Below are 26,180 nucleotides of genomic sequence, written 5' to 3' on the forward strand. Positions count from 1 at the left end.
TGCGGCGCAGGATGAAGTTTTTGCGGCTACCGTAGGCTCTGTCAGAAGGTCTACTGACGGGGGGGGTACCTGGCAGAGTGTGCTGGGGTATGAGGCCGGTGTAAATGACTTCAACGCCAGCCCCTACTTTACAGATATTGCCATTGGGAATAGCGGCAACATGTACGCAGCTTTTTCAAGCAATACTCTACACTCATGAAGTTATTTTTGCAGCTGGCTTTTAGGCCGGGGCATTCTTCCACCCAGATTTCCGCCCAGCGGAAGAAAACAGGCCCGTGCCCCACCGCTACTGCAACACAATCTTTGCTACTCTGCCTTCGCAGCTTACCACGTAAAGGCCCGGGGCCAGACCTGCGGTAGCTATTGACAGTTGATTCTCCTGATTGGGTTTCACCAACGTTTCCTGCACTTTCAAACCCGCCAGAGAATAGATGCGCACCTTTTGCGGCTCTTTGCGGCCAGCTGCCTGCGCATTCTGAATGAGGAATTGGGCACCAGAGACCACCGGACTGGGATATACTAATAAAGCGGTTCCCTTCTCTGCCATTTCCTGAGCGCTGCTCAAAACGGTGGTATTTCTTAGGCCCACTAGCACGCTTTGGCCCTGGAATTCTATGGCGCTGGGCATAGGCACCACCACCGTGCTAACCTGGGTAGACGGCTCTGCCGTGGTTTGCTCGCCGGCGTACAGGCCTTTCACTTTAACGGTGATGGAATTGACCGGACTGGTTTCGCAGAACGGGTTGGCCGCAGCCACATACAAGGAGTCATTGGTCCAGCGCAGCTGAATGACGGCAGGTTGATCGGTTTCTAGAAAGCCCAGGTCGCCGGGTAGGTTCTGGCGGCCGGCGGTGAAGAAAACGGCCTGGGCCACTTTCAGGTTCTGGTCTACCACACACTGCACCGAAGCTGTGTTAGACACCACCTCAAACGGCGTGCTGCTGATTTTCTGGGCTAATTGCTCTTTGGTGACATTGGGGTAAAGGGCATAGGCGTATTTTTCGGCCGCCGGAAAGTTCCCGTGGTTAAAGGCTATCCAGGCCAGTTGGGTGTTGCCCGAGGTCTGCACTTCAAAGTTCAGTTTCTGGTTGTTGATGAACTGGTACCCAATGTTGTTGAGGTGCGCCCAGTTGGAGGTGACCGGTGCCAACGACTGCCCATTCGCCAGCATGGCTTCCTGGCCGTTGTTGTCTACATAAAAGTTATTGGTATACTTCACCTGGTTCACGGTGGTGGTGAATGGGACGGTTAGGCCAGACACGGCTTTGATGTCGGTGCCCAGGGCCACAATGTAGTCTGGGAAATAAAACCAGCTTTTGTTAGCACTTAGCCGTATCTCCCCTGATTTGTTCATGTTGTACATAAAACCGGCGGCACCGGTTCTGCCGTCAGACACGCCTCCCGCAAAGGGATTAAGGCTGTTCCCGCCCTTGCCAATGGGAACTGTGGGCAACGCCACGCTCATGGGTCGTTGGGGGGCGGTGACACCCGGCAGGCGGCGCCAGTTCATATCCTCATAGATGTCCTGAATTTCAGTACCGGTAATGTACACATAGTTGGGGCCAGAGCCGGTGTAGAAGTTATTGAGTCCTTCGCCGTTGGCGCTTTCATTGCCCACGGTGCGGGGAGAGGTCATGCGGGTAGTGGCGTAGTAATTGGTGCCTTTGTGCACCATGTAGTCATGGCGCCAGAACATTTTGTTGCCCTGCAGCACATTGAGCTGGTTGGCGTCTGCCGGGCGGGTCAACCAGGCGTATAGTTCCTGGAGCTTGGCTTTCTGGGGCGTATTCTCATTGATGAGGGCGGCCAGGCAGGCCACGGTTTTCTCGTAGCCATCGCCTAGAATACGGCGGCCCAATTGGTTGTAATCATACACGTTGCGGTAAATAAACCAGGCTACCCCGTGCAGGAAAAGGTCTTCATAAATCTTAATTTTATCGTCCGGAACGGCAAGTGAGGTACCCGAGGTAATGCTCATGAAATAGCTGATACCGCCCAGATATTCCTTGCCGTAGTTGCCCATGTACAGCTGCCGTCCGTTGCCGGTGTGCTGGTTAAAGGCAAAGTCGGGTTGAATGCCGTTGGTGCGGTCTTCCTTCTCAATTTTGATGAGGCTGTAGAACATTTCGGCTACCTCGGCCAGGGTTTTGGTGTCACCGTTGACAATGGCCGTTGCCATGATGTATTTGCAGACCTCGGTGGTATTGGCGGCGTCTGGCTCCTGCTTGTACTCTTCCAGTTTTTCTGGAGTCCACTCAAACATCAGGAAAGACACCAGGCTGTTGTACACGGCAGGCCGCTTTTCTTTCAGGTCTTTTGCCATGAGCACAAATGATTGAATGAGTGAATTGGGCCAGCCAATGCTGCGGTACCACCAGTTGGTGTCTGTGGGGTTGGTTGCGGTCCACCAGTTCCAGGCTTTGCAGTAAGCGTCCAGGTATTCGTCACTCTTGTAGCTTGGGCCTTGGGTGTGGTAGGCGCGGGCAATTACTACCATCTCAGTGAAGTGCGGCCGCGGCCCGCCCGTTTTGTCTGTAGGATACGCGGCGGGGTACACCACATTTTTGAAGGTTCCGTCTGCGTTCTGGTTACTTAGGTCATAACCGGCAGGGCCGTTGTAAGTGTTGAACACCCGGGTGTACATGGTCTCTAACTCGGCGGCGGACTGGGCCTGTGCCGCAAGAGCTGCCAGGCTCAGAAATACCAGCAGGAATGCCTTTTTGTAACGTTGAATCATAGGTCAATAAGTTAAGTACTGATTTAGCAGATTGGCCCGGGCACGGTGTAACCCAGCAGGGAACCGACTTCACCTGCCACTTGCTCCCCAGGGCCCTTTTTATTGGAGGCTTGAGAGAGAAAACCCACAACGCCCGGCGTATCCCTGAAACAGAAAGTAAAAGCTCCCAGGACTGTTCCTTCACTCCGGTTCCTTTACAAGATCACCCTTCGCTGGCCCGCGTGCAATGGGTTGAACCAGAATGAGACGTTTTGGCCCTATTTTGAGAAAAACAGGCCAGAAACAGGAAGGCGGTTTGGGCAGTAAAGAAAATCCCGCCCCGGAAACCAAGGCAGGATTTTAAAGTAATCTACACTCAAGTTTTATTCAGCCCGCAATCCTGGCCGCAGAACGGCCAGAGGCCAGCCTCAGCTTTTCAACTGCTACCAAACAGCCTGAAAGAGCAATGCCGGGCTTTATACTTTATGCTGTACCGCAGACCGCAGCACCACCGGCCCAATCAGCCCTGCCTCCAGCAACGGCGAATCTTTCAGGAAATGCTTGAACGTACTGAAGGCAACCCGGCCACCGGCAGGCTTGGGCTTATCCTGCACATACCAGTCCGGGAGCTTTTGAATCACCCCGGTGCTGTTCTCCCCGCGGCCCTCATACTTATTCTCGGGGGGTAATTGCTCATCGCCAATCAACCGGTTAGGCCATTGGTTCGTCACTTGCACCTCCAGACTGTTCCGGCCTTTCTTTACGGCATTGGTTATCTCCACCAAAAAAGGCGGTTTCCAGAAAATACCCAGGTCTTTGCCGTTTACCTTGACTTCGGCAATCACTTCTACCCTGCCCAAATCCAGGAACAGACGCTTGCCGTTGTCTAAGGCATTGGCGGGCACCGTGAATTCCTTGGTGTAAGTAGCCGTGCCCGAGAAATATTTTACTCCGTCTTCCTGGTGTTTGTGCAAGGAAATCAATTGGGGCAATACGGTTTTGGCCGGGGCGCCCAGATTGGGCGGAAAATTAACCGTCCATTCCCCTGAAAGTACAGTGGGGCGGTCAATGCCAGAAATCTTGGCTGTGAGCGCTTTGTCTTTATTGGTACGCAGAGTATAGTTCCCGTTTTCCCAGAACAGAAGACCCGGCTGGCCCGAGGCCAGCGAGACGCTGCCCGGTTGCTCGGGCCCTTTGTCGGGGATTTGGGCCAGCTGCTGGATTCGCTCGGCGGAGAGCGCTTCTTTGGTCACCTCCAGGCTGTTCAAATCGCCCTCGAACAGCCAGCCGCTGTAATCCTGCTTAAAATCGCCTACGCCGGGGTGCACTATCTTCCTGGATTTTTTCCCGGCGCTTATGAATTTACCGTTCACGTACACAGAAGGCACATTGTCTTTGTACACCAGCGCCACGTGGGTCCAACCAGAAAGCGACAGCGGCACGATGAGCGCCTTGCTCAACCCGCCTTTGGCCCGTTCAGAGACAATGATGCCGTTGCGGGCCACCACCATCCCGCAGGCGGCATGGCCTTCGCCGTAGAGCACTTCGCCTTCCGGCGGATAAAACAGGTGGCTTGAAATCTGTTTCCCTTCAAAGCGGCCGTCCAGTTGGTCATCTACCTCGGGCTTCACCCAGGCGGTCAGCGTAAAGTTGGCGGTGACGTCTCTGTAGCGGCCAGGGGCAATTCGCCTGAAATCTTGGGTAGACACCAACGCAGTTCCGTCTTTTTCAATGGATTTGATGCTGGTGGAGGCCACCGGTTCCCGGAACACAATGAAACAGGAGCCGCTGGGGTCAAGTTGCAGCGGAACCACCGTTCGGCCGTCTATCTGGTCAAAGACTTCTAGCTTGTTAATTTCACCGGTGGCGGCGTCCCAAAGCTCGGGCTGCTTGCCGGTCACCCTGAACGTGGCCGTGAGGTCTTCTTTTAACCGGCGCCTGCTGCCTATGAAATAGACCTCGCCGCCGGCAATGGTCCGATGGATGAAATTCACCTCTGCGTCTCCGGATTTAGACGTAAACTCGAAGTCTGGTTTCAGGTTCAGTTGCGCCACCACCTGGTCTAACGGCTGGTAACGGAACACCGTTCCCGCCCCTACCTTCCGCACCGCGGCCGGACTGTCTCCCCAAAGCTCACGCACTAATTGCTGGAGCGCGGCCTCATTCTTCTGGTGCCCTTGCAGGCCCGGGGTTCGCTCCGGCGGATTGCCCACCAGCACCATGCCTTGGTTGACCAGTTCACGCAGGGTTTGCAGCACCTCCAGAGACATGTCTTTCTTGGGGATAAGCACCAGCATTTTGTAGGTGGGCCCGCCCGGCAGCGAGATGGCATTGTTTTGAATGCGAATTCTGGTCAGGACGTCTTTGTTGGCCCAGTTCCAGTCATAGCCTTTGGGGGGTGCCGGGTTGGGCTCCACGGTGTGGGAAAGCTTGTCGCTGGGCACGGTCTCCCCGGCGTAGTACAAAATATCTGCGCAGAAAACGCCCTGCTGCAAGACGTTTTGGCAACGGTTGATATAGGTCAGCCAGCTTCTGCTCTGCTCAAACCAGGTGTTGGTGCGGTCATAATGAAACCCGAACTGCCCCATGGTCATGCCGGGCCGGGCGGTACTGTGCGGCTGGTGGGCGTACCGGTGGAAAATGTACCGGGTTACCCCGCTGGTGAACATAAAGTCGCCCTGGCTTTTCATGGTGTAGGGGTGCTCCATCCATTTAGAATGGCGGGGGTCACCGGTGAAGGCCTCGGCGCCCACAATCTGCCGGCCGTCTGTATATTTCCCGAACACATGCGCAATGGAAGACGCCAGCTTGTCTGTTGAGAAAAGCCGGGAGCCCCGGCCCCAGAATTCGCCCATAGTAATGTCAACTTTAGAGCCAACCTCCATCTGGTCAAAGGGTGCCACCTCGCTGTAAGGTTCCACGTAGCTGGTCATGCCGTTCTGGCGGCAAAGCTCCGCGAAGCGGCCGTAATAGTTCTGGGCAATGAGGTCGGCGTGGGTTCTCCGGAAATCCCATAGGAACCGCTCGGTGATGTCTAAATCCCCCACAATTCTGCCAGTCACCGCCGGGAGGTATTTCACGAAGTCATAGCCCCGGCGTTTCTCAAATTCGGCGGCCATGGCGGGCGTCCAGTTTTGCAGGCCCACCTCGTAGCTGTCAATGAGCAAGCCTACTTTGGTTTTGTTCGCCCATTGCCGCACTACCGGCATGAGTTTCTCTAACAGCTTGTTGAAATGGAAGTCCAGCGCCTGGCTGCGGTATTTATCTACTTCCAGCCCAATGCCGCTTTCTGGCGCGGCGCGGTTTTCCCGGTCTATAACGGTGTGGCCCAGGCGCAGCACCGTCCATTTGCCTTTGGGGGCTTTCCACTTCAGGGTACCGTCTTTGCCCAGTTGTTGTGAAATATTGAGCACCTTGGCCGGGTCAATGAAAGTACCGGGCGTCAACTTGGTGTCAGCGGAAACCGGACGGCCTTTGAGAAACGGATTTTGACCGGCTACTTTGAGCGGGAAATTCGCTTTCCTGAGCAAGCCATCAATGATATAGGGGTTGCCCTGTTCCTCCCCTTCCAGCGTGGGATACGCCAAGACGTACGTGTCTTTGTAAAAACCTCGCACGGTGGTAGGCTGGGGCAGTTTTACGATGATTTCGGTGCCGCCGGTGATGTAGGTGTTCTTCCAGACAATCTGCTGCATGCCCAGCTCAGGGGTGACCCAAGGCCCGCCGCTGGACGACCAGCCCGGGCAGTTGTGCATGGAGAATTCCAGGTTTAACCGACCGGCCTCATTCATGGCGTGTTTGGTCAGCTCCACCCATTCAGGACTCAGATAATCTACCGGCCCTTTGGGAATGGCGTTGCCCACGTTGAAACATTGCACGCCACCCATGCCCACCCGCTGCATGGCCTCCAGGTCAAGGGTGATGCCTCTTTTGGTGATGTTGCCGTTCATCCAGAACCAGTAGTTCTGCGTTCTGGATACCGGGGGCGGGTTCTTAAAGCCCTGCTCCAGCGAACCCGCAAAACTTGGTCTGAACGCCTGCACCAACCCGCTGGGCGTGATGAGCGTCACCAGACTGGCGGCTGCCGTTCTTTTTAAAAACGTACGTCTTTTCATATAGAATTGAAAATAGCTTGAGAAGGTGCGCCTGGTTTAAAGGCACCTTCTTCCTTACATGTGACTCTAACTTTCCAGGTAAAACCCTCTCTCTCTGAACCTGCAGTCTATGAATTCGCCAGACAAGAGGCCCAACCCAGGGGTTCTCCTCACGGAGGAAATTTGCGTTTTCGCTGTTTTGGCCAAAACAGGCCGAAAACGGAAGCCGTGTTTCCCTCCCTTCTTTCGGCGTAGCCGCTACACTTTTTGGTTGGAGAAGGGATGCTCTCTGTTTACAGAAGAACCTTCCGGTTGGCGGTACTTCCGGCGCTGGCATTGCGTTTTGGGGCTGTTTTAGCCAAAACAGCCCCAAAACGCAATGCCAGCGTCAGGGAAACGTCTGTGTGGCGTTCCCTCAGAAGCGGCATCGTTTTAAGTTTCCCTTTACCTCTGGGAAGACCTCGCTCCGGAGTAAAAACCTATTTCTTAGCTACGTTGGGTTTGGGTAACACCTGATGGCTGGTGGCCCACTCCTGCCATTTGGCGGCCATACTCTTAACAATCTCTGGGTGTTTATCAGCCAGATCCACGCGTTCGGTGCGGTCAGTTTTGAGGTTGTAGAGTTCCCAGGGCTTGTTGTTGAGAGTCACAATTTTCCAGTCGCCGTGGCGGGCGGCCCGGCGGCCGATGTGCTCAAAGAACAGGTACTCATGCCCTTGGCGCTGCTTGCCCTGGAAGATAGGCACCAGGCTTTTCCCGGCGGTAGGCGTAATAGCGTTGCCTTTGAACTGCTTGGGGTATTGCGCCCCGCCCAGTTCAATAAAGGTGGCCATGAAGTCAAACACGTGGCCTACTTGGTCGGTGACGCTGCCTTTCTTGGTTTTCAGTCCCTGCGGCCAATGCACAATCAACGGCGTGCAAAGCCCACCTTCATACGACTCGGTTTTCCAGAACCGGAACGGCGCGTTGGCCACGTTGCTCCACATTTTATCATGCGAGGCGAAGGTGTTTTCTGGCCCGGGCAGCACTTCTTTTTTTACCGGGTAATGGATTTTCTCGCCCGCGCGGGTCTCACCGGGGCGGTCATAGCCGGGGCCGTAGTTCTGCGCGTTGTCTGAACTGGCGCCGTTGTCACTCAGGAAAAGCACCAGCGTGTTGTCCAGTTCACCGGTTTCTTTCAGGGCTTTCAGGAGGCGGCCAATGCCCTGGTCCATGCGGTCAATCATGGCCGCGCGCACGGCCATGGCTTCAATGTCATAGGCTTTGTCCGGGTTATCGGCCCAGCTTACCTCTGGCGCGAACCGTTCTGACAAGATGTTTTTGTCCTTGGGGAACAGGTTCCATTTCAGCATTTTGCGGTACCGCTCATTGCGTACTGAGTCCCAGCCGGCCTGGTAGATTTTGCGGTATTTGGCAATGTCTTCGGGCAGGGCGTGCAGCGGCCAATGCGGCGCGGTATGGGCCACGTACAGGAAAAACGGCTGCTCTTTCTTGTGGAACTGGCGTACGTAGGCGGCGGCGCTGTCATTGATGGCGTCTGTGTAGTAAAAGCCTTTGGGCACAAACGGCACCGGCTGGTCTCCGTTCACCAGCCCGAAGGGGTCAAAGAAGTTCACCACGCCCCAAATGTTGCCGTAGTATTTGTCAAACCCGCGCGCGGTGGGGTTACTGGTTCAGCGGCGAAAACTCTGGATATTTCACCTGGTTGGCCTGCCACCGCAAATGCTCCTCTACCGGCGTTTTCTCAACGGTATTTGACACGTGCCACTTGCCCACCATGCCCGTCTGGTAGCCTACGGTTTTCAGGACTTCGGCGATGGTGACGGTATTCTCGGTGAGGTAACCGCGGTAGCCGGGCAGTTTCTGGTCGGTGGTCATGTTGCCTATGCCCGCCTGGTGGTTGTACAAGCCGGTGAGCAGCGCCGCCCGCGTGGGGCAACAGCGCGAGGCATTGTAAAACTGATTGAACCGCAGGCCATTGGTAGCCAGTTGGTCCAGGTGGGGAGTCTGGATTTCGCCGCCGTAGCTGCCAATGTCTGAAAAGCCAAGGTCATCTGCTAAAATCAAGACAATGTTGGGGCGTTTCTCGGGGGCTTTTTTCTTTTGGGCGAATCCTGGCTGGGCCAGCCCCAGCAACGCTAGCCCCACCAGGGCTATTTTAGATTTGGGGAGAAGGGTTGTAAACGGTTTTTTCATGTTGTACTTAAAGGGTAAAGTTTCCGTTTTGGGGCTGTTTTAGCCAAAACAGCCCCAAAACGCGTCTATTTAAAATGGCACATCGGCCAGCGGCCGAAAGGGGCTTACTGTTTCTTTTTCTTGCCTTTGCCGCCTTTCTTGTTGGCAGAACCGTGGGTTTCAGCGGCTTCGCCGTCTTCAGCGTGTTTGGGTTGGCGGGTAAGGGCCTGCATCTCAGTGGCCACGCCTTGGTCGCCTTGCTGTTTCATGAAGGCTACCAGTTGGTTTCTGAGGTCTTGCTGCACGTTTTTGAGCGCTGGCTGACCCGCCAGATTGATAAGTTGGTAAGGGTCTTTCTGCACGTCATACAATTCTTCCGCCGGGCGGGAAACAAACTTCTGGGCACGCTGCGCATCTTGCGCGTTCCCGGTCTGGGACCAGGATTCAATCAGTTTGCCTTTGGTGGCCAGGTTCTGGAATTTGGCCTGGTGGTTCAGGTTCTGCACGTACAGATACTTGCCAGACCGCACCGACCGGATGGGGTAGGAATCACTGCCCTGAATAATGCCGCGGGTGGTATGCACGCCGTACACAACGTCACGGTGCTTCTCTGTTTTCCCCAACAGAACTTGCTTGAAGCTGGTGCCGTCAAACCCGGTCTGGCCGGCGGCGTCTTTGTTACCCGTGTTGATTTTAGTTGGGTCGCCCCCGGCGATGTCCACCAAAGTAGGCACCACGTCTGCGTACTGCATCATGGCGTTGCTGCGCGAATTAGGTTTCACCTGGCCGGGCCACCGCACAATAAATGCTGCCTTGAGGCCGCTGTCATAGGTGGTCCATTTGGCAAACGGAAACCCCGAGCCGTGCTCACTGGCAAACATGACCACCGTGTTTTCTTTGAGGCCGGCTTTGTCAATGATGTTCAGGCACACGCCCACCAGACTGTCCAGGTACGTGATTTCAGCGAAATATTTTGAGAGTTGGGCGCGGGTTTCTTTGGTATCTACCAGGTCTGCAGGCACCTTGATTTGGGCAGGCGGATAGGCGGCGGCGTTGCCCCGGTTCAAAGGCGCGTGCGGCTGGTTGCTGGCCACCACCAGGAAGAACGGTTTGGTTTTCTGGCTGGCCACGTAATCATCAGCTTTGCTTAGGTCAATGTCCTGGCCGGTGCCATCGTCATGGTCGCGGCGCCCAAATAGGTCCAGGGAAACGAAGATTCAGGATTGTAATGCTTCTTGCCCAGGAAACCGGTGGCGTAGCCCAACGCCTGCAAATGATGCGCTACGCTTTTAGTGCCCGGGTACACCTGGCTGTGATTGGGGAACGCGCCGTTGCGCACCGGAAACAAACCGGTGTACAGTTGCTGCCGGGCGGGCGCGCACATGGCCGTGGCAGTGTACATGTTGTCCAAGCACAGGCCTTCCTTGGCTAAGCGGGCCAGGTTGGGGGTTTTCACCTGGGTATTCCCGTAGGGCTCAATGTCCCGGAAGGTGAGGTCATCTGCTAAAATGAGTAAGATGTTGGGTTGCTTCTTGTCAGATTTGGCCGGGGTTTGCGCACATGCGGCAAACGCCAGCCCCAGAAAGCTGACCAGTAAAAAGCCGTGTTTGAAAAAGTTTGCGTTCATGTTGGTACGTGGGTGAAAGTGGGTGCGGCCAGCCGATGGGTCTTCTCCGGAGATTAGGTTTTAGACCCGCAACGGCAGCAGTAGTTTAATGACTGCCCCTTCGTTTCCATTTATTATATTTTTGCGTTCGCCTGTTTTGGCCAAAACAGGCCGAAAACGCAGATTGCTTATAAATCTCTGGCCAGCCGATGAAGAAGCCGTGGTGTTCCTTTCCGGCCACGCCTTGCTCACTTCTTCTTCATGCCTGCGCTCTTCATGGCTTTTTCTGAAGTTACTCTCTATTAACTCCTCTTAGCTTTTTCTTTGCTCTTCCAGATTTACCAATCTTCGCTCTCTTTGCTCTTCCGGATTGCACCAAACTTGTTATGCTCTTCCGGATTTACCAATCCCGAACAGCCGTCAAATCCCGAACAGCCGTCAGCCGTCAACAGTCAGCAGTAGGTTAGAAATCCCTAACAGCGGTGAACAAGCAGAGCAGCAGACGTTACCAATCAGGCACAGCAGACTTGGCAATCCCAAACAGCGGGCCCGAACACCGGAAACGAAGCAGAAACAGGAACCTGATACCTGAGCACAAGACTCGTACAATTTCCATCATTACTCTCATTCCCTTTCGCCTGTTTTAGCCAAAACAGGCCGGAAACGGCTTACTCTTTATAAGGGTCAACCTGGTTTCCTTTGGGCAGCACATGGTGCGAATTGGCCCACGCATACCATTGGTCGTTCAGTTTCTTCACAAGGTCTGGGTGCTGGGGGGCCAGGTTGTGGCGCTCGGTACGGTCTTTGGCCAGGTCATAGAGTTCCCACGTCTGGTCTTTCAGTTTTTTTACGGCTTTCCAGTTGCCCCAGCGTATGGCGCAGTTGTCCTGGTGTTCCCAGTACATGAATTCATGCTTTTTCTTTTCAGGCGCGCCTTTGAACGCAGCGGCCAAACTAATGCCCTCTGCAGGAATGATTTTCTGCCCGTTGTGGAACGTGCTGGGGTATTTAGTCTGCGCCAGTTCTACCAGCGTGGGCATGATGTCCTGGATGTGGTAGGGCGTGTGGTTCCATTTGCCGGCCTGGGTTTTGATGCCCTTGGGCCAGTGCGCGATAAACGGCGTAGCGATGCCGCCTTCATAGGTTTCCACCTTAAACCGTTTGAAAGGCGTGTTGCTGGCGTTGGCCCAGCCTTGCCCGTATGAGACCGCCCAGAACTTGAGCGGGTCGTTTACTTCGGCCTGCGGTTTGCCGCCCAATTCTTTGTAGGGTTCGGCGCAGGCGCCGTTGTCACTCAGGAACAGGATGAGCGTGTTGTCCAGCTTGTCGGTTTCTTCGAGGTAGTTCACCAGTTTGCCGATGTTCTGGTCCATGTTAGACATCTGCCCCGCGTAGACAGCCATTCTGAAATCAACGTCCTCCTTTTCTTTCTGGGTCAGCTCTTCCCAGGGGCGCATCTCGCGCTGGGCCATGCCCCAGTCGGGTTTAATGAAGCCCAGTTCCAGCTGCTTTTTGAGGCGCTCTTGCCGCACTACGTCCCAGCCTTTCAGGTACTTACCCACAAACGGCTCATAGTCTTCTTTCTTTGCCTGCAGCGGCCAGTGCGGCGCGGTGTGGGCCACGTACAGGAAGAACGGCTTGTTGTCTTTCTGTTGTTTCAGGAAGTTGATGGCGTTGTCTGTGAACGCGTCTGTGTCATAAAAATCTGGGGCGAAGTCATATTGGGTGGGCCCGTCATTCAGGGTCACGCCGCGCGGCGGAAAGGGTTGCAAGTGGCTGGCCCCACCCGATAAAATACCGTAGAACTGCTCAAACCCTCGGCCCACAGGCCATTTTTCCTTGCCATGCATGCCCACGTGCCATTTGCCCACCATGTAGGTGTGGTAGCCGGCGGCCTTCAGGACTTCGGCCAGCGTGACGCTGTTGCGGTTGAGATAACCCCGGTAGCCGTGCACGCCCCAGTCGTTCACTTTCGGTTTTTCAGGGTCTTCGGCCATGTGGCCGATGCCCGCCTGGTGCGGCGCCACCCCGGTGAGCAGCGCCGCCCGTGACGGACAGCAGCGGCCCACGTTGTAAAACTGCGAGAACCGTAGCCCTTTCTGCGCCAATTGATCAAGGTTGGGCGTGGGAATTTCGCCGCCGTAACTGCCAATATCTGAGAAGCCCATGTCATCTGCCATGATAAGCACAATGTTGGGCCGTTCCTGGGCATGGCTTCCCTTAGGAAAAACCAGTAGACAAGCCACTAACCAGAGAAAAAGCGGAAAACGGGGCGAGGGAAACCGAGCAGAAAACACCATATGCGTACTTGGTTCAGTGAGGGAGAATAACTTTGCGTTTTTGGGCTGTTTTCCAGAAAACAGCCCGAAAACAGGGGTAAAAAACCGGCCCCACCCAAAGAAATAGATGAGGCCGGCACACACACTACAAACAATCTACACTACTCTCTTTGCCTACCAAATGGAGAGGGCTTTGCCTGCGCCGGTCAGTACCGGAGCCAGGTTGTAAGACACTACAATTTCATTGGCGGTATTGAACACGGTTTCGGCTTTGCCGGTGGCCTCTTCCCGCAGGTAGCCAATGTTGAGCTGACCAAACCGTATGCCCCCGCTGAACGTGTAAGCCAGGTCTTGGCGGTAACCGGCGCCCAACCAGAAGAAATTGTTGTACACGCCCTTGAGTTGGGCTTCATACAGGCCTTCTTCATTGGCGTCATACCGGTACATACCGTTCAGCACCGCTCCCAATTGGTCTGTGAAGCTGTGCCGCACCCCAAACTGGGCCACGTGCTGCATAGGGAATCTGTCTTTCAGGAAATCATTGTCTGAGAAAGAGCCCGTCACCAGGTCTTGCACCGCGTATCCCACGTAGTAATTTGCAGCGGTGAGGGCCACCCCAAGGTTGACACCGTAGCGGTGAATGCGCTCATTCCCATAGAGGAATTTGTCAAAACTGGCATCGCCTTGATCATTCAGGATTACCCCCTCGCTGGCCATTCTGGAGTTGCCGTAGGAAAAGCCAATTCCCCCCTGGAGGTTAACATTTTGAGAAATTCTGATTCCGGAGGTATAGTTTAAGGTAAACTGATTTTCCCTGAGCGGCCCGAACCTGTCATGGAGCACTGAAACTCCAAACCCATGCTGTACCCCGGTGGCTTCTGCCGGTGCAGCGGCGTCTTCCGGTTCGCTGGAAGAAAGCAGCGTGTGGTTTCTGATATCTGCCATGTTCACCTCACCAGAAATAAAAAAGGTGCGCGGGGCATTGTCAAAACCGTTCCAGCGGTCACGGTAAAAAGATTTGATTATTGAGCCTTGCTGTCCTGTGAGCGCGGGATTGTATGTCTGGGAAAAATGGGAGAAGTTGCCAATGAATTTTCTGCTCTGGGCTTGTACGGTTAAACCAGTGACGGCCAAGCCTATTATGATAAGGAACTTTTTCATGTTACTAATCTTTGATGACGGTTACCACTCCCTTTTTAACTGAACTGATACTTGCTACTCTAATGACATAGAAATACGGACCTGCTATCACCTTGCCATTCAGGTTTCTGCCGTCCCACCCTTTAGCAGGATCAGTAGTATGGAACAAGCGCACCCCTTCCCGGTCAAAAACCTCTACTACCACCTCTTTGTAATAGCTTAGATCTGGTATGATCCAGGTGTCATTCTTCCCGTCACCATTAGGAGTGAAAAGGTTTGCCACGCTAAAATCAGCGCTAACGATTACTTCAACCGAGGAGAAAAGATTACTTGTGTTGGTTCCACCATAATTAGGGGTGACGGTACCTTTGAGTGTGTATTTACCTGAATGGTAGCCATTATAGGTGCCTACTGCCCAGGTAACAGGGGTCATCTCTACCTCGCCGGTAGAATATTCAACTTCAACCTGGGCAGGCAGAGGTAAAATAGTGAAGATTGTTCGTACAGGAACACTGATTGGGCTTACATTGGCCACAGCTTTCACATTGGGTATTACCTTTGTTACCGTTGCTGTTACGTTGGCGCCTTTGTTCCCTGCCAAGTCTGTCTGTGAGAAGGTAACGGTCAGTATGCCATCTTTTAGTCCCTTCAAATCAATGCCAGTAATATCAAACTGAGAAGTTGCGGCAGTTCCACTTCCTTTTACTTCTGTACCGCCGCCAGAACTGGTTATGGCATAGTTATACGTAGCGCCATGCTCAGCACCTGTCACCCGCAAAGTGGCAGATAAAGAAGTTATGCCATCAATCCTAGAACCCATGAATGCCACAGCATACCCTCCCGGGCTAACTATATCATAGATTTTAGAAAGTACAGTTGAGCCTGTATTCGCATTATTTGCCAGGTCTTGAGCGACATTAGCGGCCACAGAGACTTTTATCTCCCCTGCAGCTATGGGTGTTACCAAAATACTGTATACTTTATCACTCACTTTTGTAAACGCTGAAGCCGTTGCATTGGTCAGGGTAATATCAGACTGCTCAAAAGCGGTGACAGGTTCATTAAAGGTAAACGTAACAGTAAAGGGGCCTTTTACATATTCGTTTCCCGGGGAAGTCAAAGCTACCGTTGGTGCTATATTATCAAATAAGATTTTAAAAGTATCTGACGCATTATTGCCATTGTTTGTAAGAGGATTCTGGGCAGCATCTGCCGGAATGCCCACCGTTACTTCGGCATTGTTTTGGGGTGTGATAAGTACAGTGTACGTGGTACCGTTAACTACCGTAAAATTTGACGCTACACCATTGGTAATCACCAAATCTGTTTGTGCAAAACCAGCTACCTCTTCACTAAAAGTAAAGGTCAAGGTAAATGGGGCATTGGTACTAATGGTGGCTGACGAAGTAATAGCTACAGTTGGCCCGGCTTTGATGGTAATTAGCAATGCACTGCTCAGCGGGCCTTCATTCCCGGCTAAGTCAATGACCTTGGCCTTTATTTCATAGGTTCCATTTGCCAGTTCTACTGAAGACTTTATCACCCACTCCCCGTTTGCGTTAGCCGTTCCAGAGCCTATTTCAACTGTACCTGCATACACTTTCACCGTTGAACCTGCCTCTGCAGTACCTGCAAATGTTGGCTTGATAAAATTTGTTTCATTGTCTGTGTCACTGGGGCCGCTGTCATCAGAGGCTAAAAGATCTGGTATTGAAGGAACCGCTGGCGCCGTCACATCAAAGATGATATCATCTTTGATCTCCTGTACAGATTCCACTCCGTTGGCATCCTTTAATTTCATGAACACTGTTTTAGTGCCTTCGCCCGCAGGTATACTCCATAGTTTAGATGTGCCCATGGGTTCATAGTCACTCCAGGTATTACCATCATTTGAAAACTTCATCTGGGCAGCATTCTTAGATGTGATGGCCAAGGTGACTGCCGTGTTGTTAGTGGCTACTGCCCCACTGTTAATACTTACTGAACCTGTAGGCACTGCCAGCGGCATTTTGGTCAACAGAAAGTTGTCAAAGTCTAACGTGGCAGCCCCAGCGGTAATTGTAAATTTTAAGGAGGTGATATCCTGGGAAGGCACCCTGGCCGGAAGCCCTGTTAAATCAGCAATTCTGGTAGTTCCTACCCAAGTGTCGCTGGCATCATTTGCTAACGTATATACTTTATGGTCAGGCCCAATGTAGCTAACTTCGGCACCACTCCTATTGTCAAGCCATGTGATGCGTTGGGTACCGTGGAATAATTTATCTGGGGTTTGAATGGTGGTGATTCCTACTGGCACTAGGGTGAAATATCCATCTGTAGCAGACAGATACAACATTATTTTAGAATGCACCGCAGAATTTCCTGGGCTTCCGAGGCCAGTTGCCAAGTTGGTGGCAAAATTGAAAGAGGCCGCGTTTGCTTCATCAGCAGTATTATTTGATACCGTTAGGTCTACCTCAAATTTCACAAACTTGGGGGCTTCAGAGATATTGGTCCTAGTAAAGGCCATGTTACCAGCAATTGATTTGGCAAAACGGAGTTTGCCGTCTGTGACACTGATCACATTGGTGGTATTTGCACTTATAAGACCTGAAAACTGGGCTGCGTTAGGATTGTTCGGGTCAGCTGCCAAATAGTCTGCCGGTGATGTTTTTGAAGGGTCATTAAAGTCCTGTGAAAACAGAACTTGCGCAGTAGCGCCGTATGCACTCAGGAGCATAAGGCTACAGAGCAGTAAAAGTCTTTTCATAATAACATGTTTTGTATTTTATAAAGCAGGCAACGTTTAGATGCATTGACAGATACTTCTGTTGCACCTCTATGCGTCTCAAGTGTTTTAGAGCCACAGGCTGTACCTGTTTCTGGCCTGTTTTTCAGAAAGCAGGTCAGAAACAGAAAATACAGTTAGTTGTGCAGCTTACCAGCCAATATTCTGGTTCCTCAACCCAATGCTAGGGTTCTGCAGCAACTCGCTGGTAGGCACCGGGAACAATAAGAATTTAGGCACGCTCACATTCAATGCCGGGGCATACACGGCGTTTGAGTTACTCCATCTGGGCGGAGCAACATTGGGTCTCCAGACAGGCAATGTTTTGGGATATTTTGTCTGAGGCAGTTCCTCTTTGAACTGGTACTCATACATTGTCTTACTTGGGTCAGTTGGATGCTGCATGCGTACCAGGTCAAACCAACGTTGCCCCTCCCCTACTAACTCCAACCCTCTCTCATGAAAGATCTTCAACCTAAACTGTGCCTTGGTTAGATTCCCAGAATTATTATCTGGCAGCAACACCGGAACAGCCCTAGGGGTCCCATTTGCCCTTTGCGCTCTTTTTCTTACCTCATTAAAGGCCGTAATTGCTACTGGTGTAGGTCCTCTTAGCTCATTTTCCGCTTCAGCTTTAATAAGGTACATCTCCGCAAAGCGGATAATGAAGAGGTCATTCCCATGGTTTCGCTCATCTTTTCCGCCGGGGTCTTTGTATTTCCCAACCAATGGGAATGCTACTCTGGCAGTATTGGACCTAAGCGTAGTATCTGGGTACATGACTACTGTATTGCCAGCGGCATTCTTACCTCTGAGGTAAAACGACACCTCATTCCTAAAATCTAAAATAGCTGTGTTTCCCGTGCCCAAAGCATAATCCCCGGTACGGTAGAAATCAGCAAACCAATGCATAGGTTTAATATTAGCAGCGCCACTGGTGTTTGGCCTTCCGGTCACGCCAACGGTAGCGGGGGCCATAAACCGTAAGGCAAACTCAGAGCCTGCTGCTGGTTGCGCTCTATTTTGGTTATCAGTTTGGAAACGCACGCCGAAGATTACCTCGTTATAAGCATTTGTCTCTTTTGTGATATCAAACAGGTCTGCAAAATTCAGCAATTCATACTGCCCACTTGTGATTACTGAATCAGCATACGTAATAGCATTGCTGTAGTGCAAAGTAGGGTCTTGTCCTTTCAAAGACAATTGATTGCCGTAGGTTAGAGATGCCTGTGCCATAAATGCTTGGGCAGCTCCTTTAGAGGCACGGCCTAACTCAGCAGCAGCAATACTTTTAGCCAGGGGTAACCGGATAGACGCCTTAGTTAGGTCTTCAAAGATTTGAGTATACACTTGGTCTACAGAGCTTCTTGGCAAATAGAAATTACTGTTAATGTCTACTGCCTCTAACCGCAGAGGCACCCCACCATACATTCTTACCAGGTAGTAGTAGCAAAATGCCCTGATGAAATATGCCTCGCCGTATATCCTTTTCTCAAATTCTGCACTAAACTGCCTGTCATCCATGAGCTTGATCACGTCATTTGCATGACCAATGGTCAAGTATAGCTGGTTCCAGAAAGAAGCGGTATTCACCCCACTCAATGTGCGTTGCCCCCAAGGCCCATACTCTGAACCTGAATCTGAATACAAATCATCTGCCATGAGCATGAGCATGAGCATACCTTGAAACTTAAAGGCTGCCGCATCATTGAAGCGGGCATACATACCGTTCACCACCGCCGTAGCATCAGTTTCAGTCCTGATGGCTTCAGGAGTGGGAGTAGAATAAAGCTCTTCCTCCAGGCTGCAAGACGGTGCCCCCCACAAGAGAGGAACCATAAGCATGAGTATAAAATATCTATAAATTCTCATTTGTGTAAATATTAAAGACTTTAGAAGTTTACTTCAAAACCGGTAGAGAATGTGCGAGGCTGCCCCATGGTTCCTAAATCTACCCCTCTGTTCAGAGCCAAATGCCCAAAAGCATTGATGTTAGGGTCATAGCCTGAGTATTTGGTCCAGGTGTATAAATTTGTACCGGAAATAAACGCCCTCACTGACCGCATCACAAGACCTTTAGGCAGGTTAAATGTATACCCAAGGTTAATGCTCTGCAACCTTACAAAGGAGGCATCTTCTACTAACCAATCAGGCATGCGTTGATAAAGCCTCACCCCGTTGGTGGTGACTCTGGGCAACAGGTTACTAGTACCTTCCCCTCTCCATCTTCCATCATAGGCAGACTGCAACAAATTGTAGTTCCCGGTAGTGTTATTGATGCCTACCACCCAGCGGGTAAGGTTAATCAGCTCATTGCCTTGGCTGCCAAACACATTCACACTCAGGCTGAAGCGTTTATAAGTGAAACTGGCATTAATACCGTAGGTGAAATCTGGACTAGGATTTCCAATGATGGTTTTGTCAGCGTCATTGATCTGCCCATCTCCGTTTGTATCCACCCATTTTACATCACCAGGTTTGTAGTTGGAGCGGGTATTGTCATTAGCTAAAGCCGGATCACTTTCTATTTCGCCCTGGTTTTGGTAAATTCCATTGGTCTTGTAACCCCAAAAAGAAGAGATAGGATCTCCTGGGCGGGCAATGTGTACTGGTTGACTTAACAGTACAGCCCCTCCCGCAAAGTAACCACGGCCATATAAGATATCAGTAGAGCCTAAACTAAGCACTTTATTCTCAAATACTGAGATATTTCCCCCTAAGTCTAAACGCATTCCGCCAGATTGGAATACTTTGAAATTGCCTTCCACGTCAATTCCTTGATTTAGTACCTCCCCAAGATTCGTAAAATAGTTACTGAAGGTAGCAGACCCGGGCAATTCAAGGTTAATTAACAGGTCTTTGGTATTTTTCCGGTAAACGTCAATGTCTAAAGTTAAGCGGTCATTAAAGACACCTACCTCTGCCCCCACATTAAATTGGGTAGTGGTTTCCCACTTCAAGTAAGGGTTTTCAAAATCTTCCACCACATATGCCGGTAGAATGTTGCCACCAATCACAACGTAATTAACCACATATTTCTTTCTGGTTGCGCCTATGGCTATGTTTTCATTACCAGCTACCCCATAACTAGCCTTAAGTTTAAGGAAGTTGACAACTTTGTTTTTGAAGAAATCTTCATTAGACACATTCCAACCTAACCCAACTGAAGGGAAGAATGCCCATTTGTTGGCGCCAGACAATCTGGTAGCCCCATCATACCGGCCAGTAAAGGTTACCAGATATCTTCTGTCAAAAGAATAATTAACCCTTCCCAAGACTGATTGGAGTGCCCGCATACCAGTTGAAGTGATCATGCGACCTGGATTGGCAGCACTCTGCATATTGTAATAGATAAGAGCATTAGACGGGAAGGTCATACTGGTATTGCTGGAACTTCTGTTTGTCCAATACTGATAAGAGTACCCTCCTACAGCACTCACTCTGTGTAAGCGGCTAAAGGTTTTATTGTAGGAAAGTAAATTCTCAATCAAATAATTAGAGTTAGCATTATCAGCTCTGGTGGCAGAACCGCCTGGTGCCGTGTCCCCAATAAAAGTTCCGGTTGGGTTGTAGACCTGCCGCAGAGAGTACAGGTCATTCACCCCCCCTTTCAAAGTGTACTTAAGATTATTATTGAACTTATAGCTAAAGTCAAGATTAGAGATGAGCGTTCTAATCTGAGTCCTATCTTTCACTATTGTAGTAACCAGAGTGGGGTTGTTGGTGAAGTTCTCATCAAACTCTTCATCCCCTTCGTCATTGATGACATAGGCGCCCCGTAATGGGTTAAAAGCCAGCGCCCCCAAGACTGCCGAGGAACCTAAGATTCCTGTCCAGTTTGACTCTTGTCCATAATTTCTGTCTGCATACGAGAAGTAGGTTCTAATCCCTACTGATATTTTTTTAGTAATGTTCCTAGAATAATTCAACCGGAGGCCGTACCGCGTAAAGTCAGCATTTTTCAGAATACTGTTCTGATTAGTATAGTTGGCAGTGATCAGGTAGGTGCTTTTTTCATCTTTCCCTGAAAAGCTGAGCTGGTGTGTTTGACTGATGGGCGAAGTGTACACCTGATCCTGCCAGTTTATATTGGGGCTGTTCCTAATGATAGAATCCATGGCCATGTGCTTGTACAGAGAATCATTCCCGTCATTGATGGCCGCCTCATTCCGGTAGTTCAGATAGTCACGGGTATTGAGCACTTTCAGCTTTTTAGGAACCATATTGAGGTCAAACCGGCTTGAATAGCTTATTTTATCTCTCCCTTCTTTGCCTGTTTTGGTCGTGATTAACACCACCCCATTCGCACCTCTGGAACCATAAATGGCAACAGAGGAAGCGTCTTTCAGAATTTCAATAGACTCTATGTCATCTGGGTTTATTGCCGCCAGCGGGTCTGCCGGAGGAATATCATTCCCGCCGTCCATCCCTGAACCGGCCATGGTAGATCCCTGGTCAGAATCAATGGGTTGTCCGTCTATCACAATCAAAGGCTGGCTACTGCCGGTGATAGAGGTCATACCTCTAATATTGAAGGTCATGCCAGAACCGGGTTGACCGGTATTGTTCATAATCTGCACTCCTGCCACTCTCCCCTGTATAGCCTCTGGCATGGACAGGTAACGGTTGTCATTGGCGTTTTCCAGTTTTACCGTACTGCTTGAACCGGTAAAGTCACTTTTTGCCACAGTCCCATAGCCTACTACCACTACCTCATCTACTGCAACCGCCTCATCCTGCAGCTTTACTTCTAGCTGGGTACGTCCATTTACAGGAACATCCTGTTTCACAAAACCCACATAAGAGATTTCTAAAACCGCATTGTCTGGAACCACCATAGTAAAGCGGCCCTCAATGTCAGTCACTACGGCCCTGGTAGATCCTTTTAAGAGTACGGTTACCCCAACCAGTGGCTCACCTGCGGCAGAAGTCACCCGCCCTCTAACGGTGATGTCTGCTATGGCCCTCAGGGATTTGGGTTGTTTGAAAGACTTGTCTTCCTTAAAATTTTCGGTTCCAGGGAAAGTACCCGCCCAAACAAATGACGGAACAGTTAGAAATGGCACCAACAGCACAAGCAAGAGTCTATTAAAAGCCTTGTCCGGTATTTTAACAATGTTTTTACTTATGAATATATCATTAAGCTTTTTCATGCTTTTGTCTTTTATGATTGGTTTAGTCAGTTTAGGAGAGAATTGCCATGATGACATATCTTCATGGCAAATGAGAAGTGGGTGTGGGCAAGAGCTGGAAACAGGTAGTAGAAATCTGCACTATAAGAACCTCCTTTCTAAAAAACACAGTTAGTTTGTTTTAGTGAAACTGACACAGCATCACATCTCCTTGCCAATAGCTTTACAGCTAAAAAGGAGCTTTGAATAATTGATCAGGACTTCCCCATCACTTGTCTATATAACTTTAAATAATCTTTTTATTTGAGGACGAAGCTGAATAGAGTCTTCAATTAAAGCTTCTCCTGCCCCAGGGGTGTGCTTTTCTTTTAGGGCTACTTTCGACCTAAAACAGAATTATTATTCCCCCTAAACCACAGCCCGAGATGCAAAAGGGAACCTCAAAAATGTGACATGAGACAGATAGTAACCTCAACCAGGTTCCACATTTTCAGGTACAGGTTTAAACCATTGGTTAATCATGGTGTCAAAGCTAGTTTTATCTAAAAGTCAGCAATATCACGTTTGTCTCTTTTCCTGTAAATATTGTAGAAGAAATTGCAAAATTGACAATACAAGCTCCTGAGTGGCTTTTTCAGCAATACTTAATAACATAAAGACTATAATTCATTTACAATTTGCTAATACCGGCTTCTTGTAAGTCAGCGGCAGAACAGCAGGCAATTACCAGAAAACCGAGGCTTTCCTGCCAGGCTCCTGTTATTTTCCTTTAATTGTTTCGCCTTGAGGAAAAAGGGAATTGGTGGGTTTACTGAGTTTTAAACTGTTCTTAGGTTTCTTACCTTCTTGACTTGAAAGAGGGTAAGGAGAGCTTCTACAGAAGCTGCCGTGTCTGGCTCTATGGTCACGGTTAAGGGCTGATCGTCTCCATGAATCAGGCGCAGCTTTGTTTGCTGGGTCTGTCTTCTGTGCTCCTCATTTTGCTCTGTCTTTTCCAATTTCATTGAGCCTGTTCCTGTTGTTCCTGTATATGTGTTTCGGCACCTTGCCTTTGCAACGCCAAGATATAACAAGTTTCATATATTCTGAATCTCTATAGAAATAATAGACTTTAATTCTTAGCGTCACTACATTGTAGATAACCAGCCAGGTATTCTCCAGCCCCACCTTGCCTCCAAGTATCTAGCCCCGGTAAAACCCCGGAGTCAACAGCCAGCGTATTCAGTGCAAAAGAAGCTGGTTGCACTTACCCTAACTTGTAGTGACCCTTTAGAGTGCCCTTTCCACACTTGTTGTACCTGTTCTGCTAACCTGAGTGAGGTATTAGAAATAGTAAAATGGTTCATTCTAGCCTTTCCCTACTTCTCCTGGTTAAAAAGCAGAGGCTATCTTCTGATGGGTTGGGGTAGGTTTACATCTCACTTTCGGGACCCAAAAAGGTATTAATAGAACCTGTGGTTGCCGGTTTCTCTCCCTGTAGCGGTGGTTAGCCTCTTACTAAATGGCGTTGCCCGCACCTCATGCTCCAATTTTTTCACGTCCAAACCCAATTTCAAACCAGCTCAGAGAGGCAACAGGGAGGTAGTGTGCCAGCTGTTTTAAGCCTGTTTTTCCAAAAACAAGCCGAAAACAGCAACTCAACTGGCCCTGGTAAACCACGTATATAGCTGAACAAGTGATTTTAGGCCAATCTGGCAGATAGAGAAATAAAGCTTTGGACCACCTGCTGTCGCTAAAATACCTGGTTAAACATAATGTTTCCCTGGCAAGCCCCATGACATCAGTAAAACGCAGGTTCAAATTCTTAATGCTGGCAACCTTATTCCTGACGTTCCTCTTTTCACTAACCGTGGTAGGTATGTGGTTCTTTTCCTTCCCTAATCCCGCCTTAGACAAGGCGTATGCGGCTATTGACAAGGGGGCCACCTCAGAAAACTTCCGGCTCCAAAAGGTGAAGGTACCGGGCACCACTTTCCACCACCCGTCCTCCGTTCAACGGCCGGCCCCTGAGGCCGGTGTACGGTACGGCCAGCCCAGAGATGCAAGCGGCCACCTCTACTATGACACCCTCCGGCACAATGTTGTGCTACATACTGAAGAGTATGCCCGTGACACCATCACCGGTAAACTCACCCTAGATGTGATGACCCATTACGTGCGAATTGGCAACAACGGTCAAGTGGTGGAAGCTGTCAAGGGCATGGACTTACGCGGGAAGGACTTTCTGCAGAACTGCATTGTGCTCCAGAATGAGCTCTTGCCTTACCAGAAATGGACTGACCCTACCCAGAAGATTTACCTGAGACATTTCGCAAAGGAAAAATTTAACGGCGGGTGCCTGAATCCCTTCAAGATTGGCCCCTTCAATGGCGGCACCCCCTGCCCCACCTGGGAAGGCACCGGGTATTATGACATCACCTTTCAGCAGGAGCAACTAAAAGTAAAGATTCCCTGCACCAGATCTTCTATGTTCTATGGCTCAGACAGCGAGTACTACACGGGGCTGTATTATTACACATTGCCCCCTTCGCCCACATCGGCGCAGCCGGTGGCATTTTTAGTCTACTCCAAAACCCACGAGCAACCCTCTATTTACATCATTACGTCCAAGCAACCACTCTAATTCCTTCCTATGTCTGAAAACCTACCTCTGCTCCAAAAGATGAAAATCTGGTTCCTGTTCTTCATCCTGTCACTGGCCTCTGCTCACCGGGCCAACGCCCAGGAGGCTCAGGTCTGGCTGTACAAAGGGAAACTTGACGCGAAAGAGATTACACTCTACCTCAAAACGCAGGTCAACGAATGCGGCGGAAAAGACTTCTACACAGCCATGTACCGCTACAGCGCCAACCCCAAGTGGATTGAGCTAACCACTACCACAGACTACCAGAATAACTTTGGGTTTATGGAGGCGGGGTTTACCGGGGTGCTTTTGCTGAAAAAGAGCGCCAAAGGCTTGGCAGGCACCTGGCTTAGCCCAGATGGGAAGCGACAGCTGCCGGTCAGCCTGGTCTTGCAGCCCTTGAAGGCCACTGAGAAGGAGAAACTGGAAAAAGCCCTGGAAGAAACCATCTACCAGAATGATGACTGCTGAAAGGCTTCACAATAGTTGATTATCACCTTCCCGCCACTGCGCAAACACCTCACACTCAATAGCTTTCTGTTTTGGGCCTGTTTTGGCGAAAACAGCCCCAAAACAGAAAGCCCTCGCTCCAGCCCTGTTTCATGAAAGGCCTCCTGGCCACCCCCCTCTGAACAACAGCTCTCACCTCTGCCGGAAAGGCAATAAAAAAGCCCTTAGATAAAAATCTAAGGGCTTCAACTAAAACCAGTGATCCCGCTGGGATTCGAACCCAGGACCCATACATTAAAAGTGTATTGCTCTACCAGCTGAGCTACAGAATCTTTTTACTACCTTTGCTTAGAAGGGCGTAACCCTCATTTGCGATGCAAAAGTATAATCCCTTTCTGTAAATGCCAAACATTTCCCATAAATTCTGTTGGCTTTTTTGCGTTCTGTGGCTGAGTTTTTCTCAACTTTCTATGGCTCAATTGCCTAGCCCACGCATAGCCCAGGCAGATTCTTTGTATACCCGCCACCAGTACACCCAGGCACTGGACCTTTATACCCGCCTCCTGCAGCAAGACCAGGTGTACACACCGCAAATGCTCCTGAAAATGGCGTTCATTCATGAGGGGCTTCAACAGTACACCCAGTCTATGTATTACCTGCAGCTGTACTACAGCAAGTACCCCAGCCGCTCTGTCCTGCAGAAGATGGAACAGGTAGGCATGGAGCAGCGGCTGAAAGGGTACCAGTATACAGACTGGGACTTCTTTAAAACCCAGTTTTACAAATACTACCCCCAGATACTGGAGGTGCTGCTTCTGTTGGCGGCGGCGGCCACCACCTTTGCCTTAATCAGGTGGCGCAAGAAGCGCCCCATTAGCAAGCAATTCAAGCTGGGGTTCCTCCTCTTCCTGCTGTTTCTCTTCTACTTCGGGAATTTCCTGACGCTGGGGCAGCAGGGAATTATCCAGCAAGCCAATGTGCCTATCATGACCGCCCCTTCGGCGGGGGCCGGACTGATTGCCTCTGTGGGAACCGGCCACAAAGTAGACGTGCTGGGGGAGCAGGACATCTGGTACCGCATTGAGTGGGAAGACCAGGTAGCCTACATCAGAAAGAACAACCTCCTGCTGCTCCCCCACCCCCTGAAAACCAATTAACATTCTTTCCTGCAGCGCACGCGCACGGGTTGATTTCTGTT

The 26,180-nt window shown here is 50.7% G+C and carries 16 protein-coding genes and 1 tRNA gene; 5 read left to right on the plus strand and 12 right to left on the minus strand.

From position 1 onward, the window contains the following. Nucleotides 1-199 (plus strand): beta propeller repeat protein (locus tag A8O25_RS23180; protein ID WP_206598647.1); only part of this gene is annotated, 199 nt, incomplete at its 5' end. Nucleotides 200-286: 87 nt separating this feature from the next. Here the strand turns inward: A8O25_RS23180 and A8O25_RS04855 are convergent. From A8O25_RS04855 to A8O25_RS04900, 11 genes are all read right to left on the minus strand, one after another. After that, nucleotides 287-2,737, minus strand: a complete 2,451-nt coding sequence (locus A8O25_RS04855; RefSeq protein ID WP_066831634.1) for a polysaccharide lyase family 8 super-sandwich domain-containing protein — start codon at nt 2,735-2,737, stop codon at nt 287-289. Nucleotides 2,738-3,192: 455 nt separating this feature from the next. After that, the gene (locus tag A8O25_RS04860) at nt 3,193-6,831 is read right to left on the minus strand and encodes a glycosyl hydrolase (RefSeq protein WP_066831636.1); all 3,639 of its coding nucleotides are present in this window, start codon (nt 6,829-6,831) and stop codon (nt 3,193-3,195) included. 458 nt (nt 6,832-7,289) lie between these two features. Next, nucleotides 7,290-8,429: a sulfatase-like hydrolase/transferase gene (locus tag A8O25_RS04865; RefSeq protein WP_338152730.1), complete on the minus strand. Its 1,140-nt coding sequence runs from the start codon at nt 8,427-8,429 to the stop codon at nt 7,290-7,292. A 46-nt stretch (nt 8,430-8,475) separates the two neighbouring features. Continuing rightward, complete coding sequence (locus A8O25_RS24195) at nt 8,476-9,006, minus strand: sulfatase-like hydrolase/transferase (RefSeq protein ID WP_338152731.1); 531 nt, start codon at nt 9,004-9,006, stop codon at nt 8,476-8,478. A gap of 104 nt (nt 9,007-9,110) precedes the next feature. Continuing rightward, complete coding sequence (locus A8O25_RS04870) at nt 9,111-10,202, minus strand: sulfatase-like hydrolase/transferase (RefSeq protein ID WP_082893446.1); 1,092 nt, start codon at nt 10,200-10,202, stop codon at nt 9,111-9,113. Beyond that, nucleotides 10,133-10,612 (minus strand): sulfatase-like hydrolase/transferase, encoded by a 480-nt coding sequence (locus A8O25_RS24035; RefSeq protein ID WP_066831643.1) that lies wholly within the window; start codon nt 10,610-10,612, stop codon nt 10,133-10,135. Before A8O25_RS24035 ends, A8O25_RS04870 begins: the two co-directional genes overlap by 70 nt. Before the next feature lie 647 nt (nt 10,613-11,259). Beyond that, the gene (locus tag A8O25_RS04880; protein WP_066831800.1) at nt 11,260-12,837 is read right to left on the minus strand and encodes an arylsulfatase; all 1,578 of its coding nucleotides are present in this window, start codon (nt 12,835-12,837) and stop codon (nt 11,260-11,262) included. A 207-nt stretch (nt 12,838-13,044) separates the two neighbouring features. Continuing rightward, nucleotides 13,045-14,031 carry a PorP/SprF family type IX secretion system membrane protein gene (locus tag A8O25_RS04885; RefSeq protein ID WP_066831646.1) on the minus strand — a complete coding sequence of 329 codons (987 nt, stop codon included), beginning with the start codon at nt 14,029-14,031 and terminating at the stop codon, nt 13,045-13,047. 4 nt (nt 14,032-14,035) lie between these two features. Beyond that, a complete protein-coding gene (locus A8O25_RS04890; RefSeq protein ID WP_082893447.1) occupies nt 14,036-16,759 on the minus strand; it encodes an Ig-like domain-containing protein in 2,724 nt (907 codons plus the stop codon). 168 nt (nt 16,760-16,927) lie between these two features. After that, nucleotides 16,928-18,616, minus strand: a complete 1,689-nt coding sequence (locus A8O25_RS04895; protein ID WP_161947695.1) for a RagB/SusD family nutrient uptake outer membrane protein — start codon at nt 18,614-18,616, stop codon at nt 16,928-16,930. 53 nt (nt 18,617-18,669) lie between these two features. Further along, entirely contained in the window at nt 18,670-21,711 is a 3,042-nt protein-coding gene (locus A8O25_RS04900) for a SusC/RagA family TonB-linked outer membrane protein (RefSeq protein ID WP_241498939.1), read from the minus strand. On the opposite strand from A8O25_RS04900, the gene A8O25_RS23715 reads away from it, so the two are divergent. From A8O25_RS23715 to A8O25_RS04915, 3 genes are all read left to right on the plus strand, one after another. Further along, the gene (locus A8O25_RS23715; protein ID WP_241498941.1) at nt 21,632-22,084 is read left to right on the plus strand and encodes a hypothetical protein; all 453 of its coding nucleotides are present in this window, start codon (nt 21,632-21,634) and stop codon (nt 22,082-22,084) included. The two genes, A8O25_RS04900 and A8O25_RS23715, sit on opposite strands and share 80 nt — an antisense overlap. A gap of 1,599 nt (nt 22,085-23,683) precedes the next feature. Next, complete coding sequence (locus A8O25_RS04910) at nt 23,684-24,532, plus strand: hypothetical protein (RefSeq protein WP_153042595.1); 849 nt, start codon at nt 23,684-23,686, stop codon at nt 24,530-24,532. Between the two features lie 39 nt (nt 24,533-24,571). Next, nucleotides 24,572-25,003, plus strand: coding sequence for a hypothetical protein (locus A8O25_RS04915; RefSeq protein WP_066831802.1), 432 nt, complete (start codon nt 24,572-24,574; stop codon nt 25,001-25,003). A gap of 238 nt (nt 25,004-25,241) precedes the next feature. On the opposite strand, the gene A8O25_RS04920 is transcribed toward A8O25_RS04915, so the two are convergent. Continuing rightward, nucleotides 25,242-25,314: transfer RNA gene (locus A8O25_RS04920), tRNA-Lys, on the minus strand. 138 nt (nt 25,315-25,452) lie between these two features. Between A8O25_RS04920 and A8O25_RS04925 the strand changes: the two genes are divergently transcribed. Beyond that, nucleotides 25,453-26,139, plus strand: coding sequence for an SH3 domain-containing protein (locus A8O25_RS04925; RefSeq protein WP_241498936.1), 687 nt, complete (start codon nt 25,453-25,455; stop codon nt 26,137-26,139). Nucleotides 26,140-26,180: the final 41 nt, after the last annotated feature.

The sequence above is a fragment of the Rufibacter ruber genome (genome assembly GCF_001647275.1).
GTDB lineage: Bacteria > Bacteroidota > Bacteroidia > Cytophagales > Hymenobacteraceae > Nibribacter > Nibribacter ruber_C.

Coding starts and splice junctions, on each gene's coding strand:
- A8O25_RS04855 (WP_066831634.1), bottom strand. CDS start 2,737: ATGATTCAACGTTACAAAAAGGCATTCCTGCTGGTATTTCTGAGCCTG.
- A8O25_RS04860 (WP_066831636.1), bottom strand. CDS start 6,831: ATGAAAAGACGTACGTTTTTAAAAAGAACGGCAGCCGCCAGTCTGGTG.
- A8O25_RS24195 (WP_338152731.1), bottom strand. CDS start 9,006: ATGAAAAAACCGTTTACAACCCTTCTCCCCAAATCTAAAATAGCCCTG.
- A8O25_RS24035 (WP_066831643.1), bottom strand. CDS start 10,612: ATGAACGCAAACTTTTTCAAACACGGCTTTTTACTGGTCAGCTTTCTG.
- A8O25_RS04885 (WP_066831646.1), bottom strand. CDS start 14,031: ATGAAAAAGTTCCTTATCATAATAGGCTTGGCCGTCACTGGTTTAACC.
- A8O25_RS04890 (WP_082893447.1), bottom strand. CDS start 16,759: ATGAAAAGACTTTTACTGCTCTGTAGCCTTATGCTCCTGAGTGCATAC.
- A8O25_RS04895 (WP_161947695.1), bottom strand. CDS start 18,616: ATGGTTCCTCTCTTGTGGGGGGCACCGTCTTGCAGCCTGGAGGAAGAG.
- A8O25_RS23715 (WP_241498941.1), top strand. CDS start 21,632: ATGTCAGTCACTACGGCCCTGGTAGATCCTTTTAAGAGTACGGTTACC.
- A8O25_RS04910 (WP_153042595.1), top strand. CDS start 23,684: ATGACATCAGTAAAACGCAGGTTCAAATTCTTAATGCTGGCAACCTTA.
- A8O25_RS04915 (WP_066831802.1), top strand. CDS start 24,572: ATGAAAATCTGGTTCCTGTTCTTCATCCTGTCACTGGCCTCTGCTCAC.
- A8O25_RS04925 (WP_241498936.1), top strand. CDS start 25,453: ATGGCTCAATTGCCTAGCCCACGCATAGCCCAGGCAGATTCTTTGTAT.